The sequence below is a fragment of the Streptomyces torulosus genome, assembly GCF_001419765.1.
GTDB classification, from domain to species: Bacteria; Actinomycetota; Actinomycetes; order Streptomycetales; family Streptomycetaceae; genus Streptomyces; species Streptomyces torulosus.
The window spans coordinates 1-2105 of sequence record NZ_LIRK01000737.1 but is presented as its reverse complement, the minus strand read 5'-3'; the positions used below and the strand labels follow the sequence as shown (position 1 = coordinate 2105).

The following is a 2105-nucleotide window of genomic DNA, read 5'->3' as shown; positions in this document are numbered from 1 at the left end:
CCGAGACTCACCGGCTTCCCGGTACGCGCCGCCGAGCCCGCGTTCCCCCGATCCGGGGATGTGCCGGGCACGGCGGCGTCGGTGTCAGCCTAGGCCTGGGACCCTGCCCCTTATGGCGCAGTTGGAACATTTCACCAATTCCGTGGACTCGGTGGACGCCGTCGTCGCCCGTATGCGGGCCCTCGACGCCGCCCTGCCCGCGTTCCCCCGATCCGGGGATGTGCGGGCACGGCGGCGTCGGTGTCAGCCTAGGCCTGGGACCCTGCCCCTTATGGCGCAGTTGGAACATTTCACCAATTCCGTGGACTCGGTGGACGCCGTCGTCGCCCGTATGCGGGCCCTCGACGCCGCCCTGCCCGAGCGGGACGGGATCGCGGTCTTCAACCGTGTCTACCTCACCGTCACGGAGGCCGTGGGCCGACGCGTCGACGCCGGTCGCTTCGCGGATCCACGGGCCGCGATCGCCCTCGACGTGCGCTTCGCGGAGCGGTACCTGCGGGTGGCGGAGGGCGGCCCCGCGCCCGCCTGCTGGCGGCCGCTGCTGCAGCTCCGGCGCCATCCCGGCGTACGTCCGCTGCAGTTCGCGCTCTCGGGCATCAACGCGCACATCGGGCACGATCTCGCGCTCGCCGTCGTGGACGCCTGTCGTACGCTCGGCTGTGAACCCGTCGATCTGGAGGACGAGTTCGAGCACGTGGGCGATCTCCTCGTCTCGCTGGAGGAGCGGGTCCGCGAGGAGCTGATGCCGGGCCCCGATCTCCTCCAGGTCGCCGATCCGCTCACACATCTGCTCGGGTCGTGGAGCCTGGAGCGGGCCCGCGAGGCCACCTGGGCGGCGGCCAGGGCACTGTGGGCGCTGCGCGGACTCCCCGATCTCGCCGGGGAGTTGGCCCACCGCCTGGACGCGGCGGTGGGGTGCGCGGGGCGGATGCTCCTGACGCCGCTGCCGGACTGAGCGGCGGCCGGCTCAGTCCTCCGGGAGTTCCACGGGCGCGATCTCGTCGTACACGTCGCCGGGGCCGGGGTTGGTCGCGTCGGTGGTGCCGCCGAGGTGGTGCATGACGCCCCAGACGGCGTTGAGCGCGGTCTGGATCGCGCCCTCGGCCCAGCCGGCCGTCCAGGAGATGTCGTCGCCGGCGAGGAAGATGCCCCGCTTGTCCTCGGGCAGCCGGTCCTGCATGAAGTGGGTGAACAGACGCCGCTGGTAGCGGTAGTGGCCGGGCAGGTTGGCCTTGAACGCGCCCATGAAGTAGGGCTCGTTCTCCCAGGAGACGGTGACCGGGCTGCCGATGATGTGCTTGCGGATGTCGACCTTCGGGTAGATCTCGCCGAGCGACTTCAGCATGACCTCCATCCGCTCGTTCGCGGACAGCGGCAGCCACTTCAGGCTGTCGTCGCACCAGGTGTAGGAGAGGCAGATGACGGCGGGCCTGTCCGGGCCGTCGTCGAGGAGGTACGTCCCGCGCGTCATCCGGTCGGTGAGCGTCATCGACATGACGTCACGCCCCGTTTCTTCGTCCTTGTCCAGCCAGAACGGCCGGTCCACGGGCACGAACAGCTTGCTGGACTCCATGTAGTGGGTCCGCTCGATCGCCGTCCAGTGGTCGATCGGGAAGAGCGAGTCGTCGCAGTCGATCTTCGACAGGAGCATCCAGGACTGGGCGGTGAAGACGGCCGCCTGGTAGGTGCGGATCTCGCCGTGCGCGTCGGTCACGGTGATCCGGTTGCCGGCGGTGCGGTGCAGCCGGGTCACGGCGGGGCGGGGCTCGCCGTTCTCGTGCAGTGTGGCGAGGGAGGTGCCGTACGCCCAGTGCACGATCTTCTCGGGCTCGCGCTCCCAGAGCCGCAGCGGGAGCTGCTGGCTGCCGCCGACGATGCCGCGGTGGTGGTCGTCGGCCTCGGTGTAGACGACGCGGAGGATCTCCAGGATGGAGTTCGGGAAGTCGGTGTCCCAGCCGCCGGTGCCGAAGCCGACCTGGCCGAAGATCTCGCGGTGCCGGAAGGACTTGAAGGCCTCGGAGTCGCAGAGGAAGCCGTAGAAGGTCTGGTTGTCGAGCTTCTCCACGAGCCGCGCCCAGATCTCGCGGATGCGCGGGACGTCCCGC

General features: G+C 70.1%; 2 protein-coding genes. One reads left to right on the top strand and one right to left on the bottom strand.

Annotated features, from left to right (window positions below; genetic code table 11):
- Positions 1 to 271 precede the first annotated feature (271 nt).
- Positions 272 to 955, top strand: coding sequence for a DUF5995 family protein (locus AOK23_RS38795; protein WP_055717164.1), 684 nt, complete (start codon positions 272 to 274; stop codon positions 953 to 955).
- A 12-nt stretch (positions 956 to 967) separates the two neighbouring features.
- On the opposite strand, the gene AOK23_RS38790 is transcribed toward AOK23_RS38795, so the two are convergent.
- On the bottom strand, positions 968 to 2105 hold a 1138-nt coding region (locus AOK23_RS38790), incomplete at its 5' end, for a flavin monoamine oxidase family protein (RefSeq protein ID WP_055717163.1).